Annotated in this window: 2 protein-coding genes; both read right to left on the reverse strand. The window is 35.3% G+C overall.

Annotation, left to right across the window (positions count from 1 at the left end):
- Positions 1-144: 144 nt before the first annotated feature.
- Positions 145-1,743, reverse strand: a complete 1,599-nt coding sequence (locus LDB17_RS11205) for an ATP-binding cassette domain-containing protein (RefSeq protein ID WP_252637486.1) — start codon at positions 1,741-1,743, stop codon at positions 145-147.
- Complete coding sequence (locus LDB17_RS11210) at positions 1,736-2,977, reverse strand: ATP-binding cassette domain-containing protein (RefSeq protein ID WP_393925034.1); 1,242 nt, start codon at positions 2,975-2,977, stop codon at positions 1,736-1,738. Before LDB17_RS11210 ends, LDB17_RS11205 begins: the two co-directional genes overlap by 8 nt.
- Positions 2,978-3,136: the final 159 nt, after the last annotated feature.

Raw genomic sequence — 3,136 nt, forward strand, 5'->3', positions numbered from 1 at the left:
ATATTACAAAAATATTTATTTTTAGGATTGTCTTTATGGTGCAGATATAATAAAAAATGATAGGCCAGATGTTGCGATCTCAGGATATAACTTGAAAAAAAGAATAAAAACCTTAAGTAAATATTTATAACTGTCTAAGAGCGTTTATATCCTTACAATTTTATCTGATACATATTCAAAATCTTTTAGGTGAGTCGCCATTAGAATTATAATGTCGGGATATTCACGTTTTATGTTCTGAAATATAGTAATAGCATTTTCGGAACTAATACCCGCTGTTGGTTCATCTACAACTAACAGTTGTGGTCTTTTTAGCAAGGCCTGGGCCAGAAGCAATTTCTTCCGCTGCCCACCACTCAGAATTTCACCATTCTCTCCCAACCAGCTATCCAATCCATCGGGAAGCGATAAACGCCAGCTAGTAAGATCTACTGTATCTAATACTTGTTCAATCGCTTCATCCGGGTTACCTTCAAAGTTTTCTCGCAATGTTCCCGTTAATAAATAAGCCTTTTGGGTTACATAAATACATTCCGGGACAGGTAGATGAGACAATTCAATATCGTTATTCCATACTAACGATCCGCTTTTACGATATTCAGGATAAAAAAGGCTGTTTAATAAAGTCGTTTTTCCTTTTCCTGTCTCTCCGAATAGTGAAATCCATTCACCTTTCTTTATTTCTAATGACACCTCTGAGGTAGTCACAGATGTCTCGGGGATCATTGCACTCACATTCTTAAGACTTAGGCTCTCCATTCTTGAATGTACGATTACAGTTTTCAGAGGTTTCTCCCCATCCTTGATAATTCTATCAACATCTTCAACTTGATGAGCAACAGCACTCTTTTCTGATTTTCCCGAAAATAGCATTTCTGCCAATTCGGCCTGTGCCATAATACCGAAAAATATCCCGATGGCTGTAGGTGCATCTATACCATTACCATATGAACTCCATAGTAAAAGCGATGCAATATAACTAAAACCGAGTCCCGCAATTAGCTGCAACCAGAATGAATTGGTTTGTAACTTGTCTTCCAATTGCTCGAGGCGTAATAGCCGTTGTTCGTATTGTCCGATAACTTTCTCTTCCAAACTGTATTTCGATATTTCTATTCTCCCTCTAAAGCTTTGTATAAGAACCTGATTGTTATCTTCTCGGCACATCTTTAGTTCTTCATAGAGTTTTCTGTTTTTCCTGAAAATTAATTGAGGAATAATAAATAAAAGAATGGCTGATGAAATCAAAAATTCTATTGCAATCGTTTGAGAAAAGACAATAAGAAAGAAAAAATATATACTGAGTGAAATGATTAGTGCCGTAAAAGGTAAAAGCCACAAAAGAATGTGATTCAATATCTGGTCGATTCCATGTGTACTGTTCTCTAGTAGTGTTGAATTATTATTTACCTGTTTTTTGAAATAGGGAAATCTGGCTACGGACTGAAAAATTCTCAATTGCAAGCTCTGCTGAGCGTCTAGTGTAGCTTTGTGGTTTTCTAATCGTTCAAAGTATCTTGCAGCCGTTCTGAAAAATGCCATTAAACGTATTATAGCAGATGGTACCAGATACGAAAAAGTAGTACTTGTAGTAACAAACACCACACTACAGATCGCCAAAAACCATCCCGATATAGCAGGAAGGGCAATAAAAGAGATCGTCCACAATATTAGAAGAAATGTTCCTCTCAACCATTTTCCAGCTAAGGGCTTTAATATATATACTCTTATAAATTTATTCATGACTCATTTGCTCTCCCCAATTTAAGTTTACGATTGTATCAGCTACATTATCGAACATTTTCTCATGAGAAGCGACTATAATCAATCGGTCTTCTGCTAATTTCATTATCTCCGGAATGATGATTTCGATTGTATCGGGATCCAGATTGGCTGTAGGCTCATCCAATATTGCTATTGGTTTTGGATACAACATCATTCGGGCTAGTGTAACTAATTGTTTTTCTCCTCCTGACAGTTGTTTGCCATTATGACTTAGTTTAGTTTCCCAACCATCGTCCTTTTTAGCAAGTATTTTATCTAAAAACTCAGGGTATTCTTGTGATTTATTCATTTCATTTTTTAAGAAAACATTATATCTCAAAGTTTCGTCAAAAATAAACGGGAACTGATTCATATATGAAGAATTCATCCTAAGCCACTTTTGCGAATACTTAGTATCCTTTCCGTTTACAGAAATGCTATTGTCCTGTACATACAAGCTTCCGGAGCATATTTTAAGCAAGGTCGATTTTCCTGAGCCCGAAATTCCCTTTATTAATACCAGTCCTTTTAAAGGAAATTGTACATTAATATTGTGTAGAACTTTCACCGGTGAATCGGGATAAGCGAAATTCAAATTGTTAATTGCTAAGTCATTAAACTGATGATCGATATTGATTGAAGTTGTGTCGATGCCTTCATTTAATATTGGTATTAATAATTTTGCTGCAGCCACAGCTCTATTTCTGTCATGGTAGGCACTCACGAATTTTCGTAGATAAAAGAAAAAATAAGGAGACATCATTAGTAAAAATAATGCAATCTGAAAGTCGTAACCTTTTCCGTAATTAGGTCCTGTCATAATACCGAGGAGGCTCATTCCTAAATAGATTGCAACGACAGCAATACAAATAGTAACGAATAGCTCTAATACTGCTGACGATAAAATAGCTACTCGCATGACGTTAGTTGTAGCTTTATTTAACTCCCTACTTTTTTCTGACAAGAAATTATATTGAGGTCTGAAGTTATCTAAATTAACTATTTCCGCAATAGTCTGAAGGCGATTATAAAATACAGCTGAATATTTCAAAAACAGATTAATATGTTTTTTATGAAGAGCTTCAGCCCCTATGCCTATTATGATCATTTGCATTGGGATAACAATCAATGAAACCAAGAGTGTAAGGCCAACCCATTTTTCGATCCAAAAACTAACAATCAGTATCAACCCACTAACCAAAAGGGATGCCATTGCGTATGGAATAAAAAAGGCATAAAAAGGTTTCAAATCCTCACAAATTCTGGTAATGTAGAGGGTGCTTGCTACAGAGTCTAATTTATTGTTGTTTAATAATATTGGATAAAGGTTTTTTTATGCCTTTTTTATTCCATACGCAATGGCATCCCTTTT

This window comes from Dysgonomonas sp. Shenzhen-Wh21 (assembly GCF_043392705.1).
Classification (GTDB): domain Bacteria; phylum Bacteroidota; class Bacteroidia; order Bacteroidales; family Dysgonomonadaceae; genus Dysgonomonas.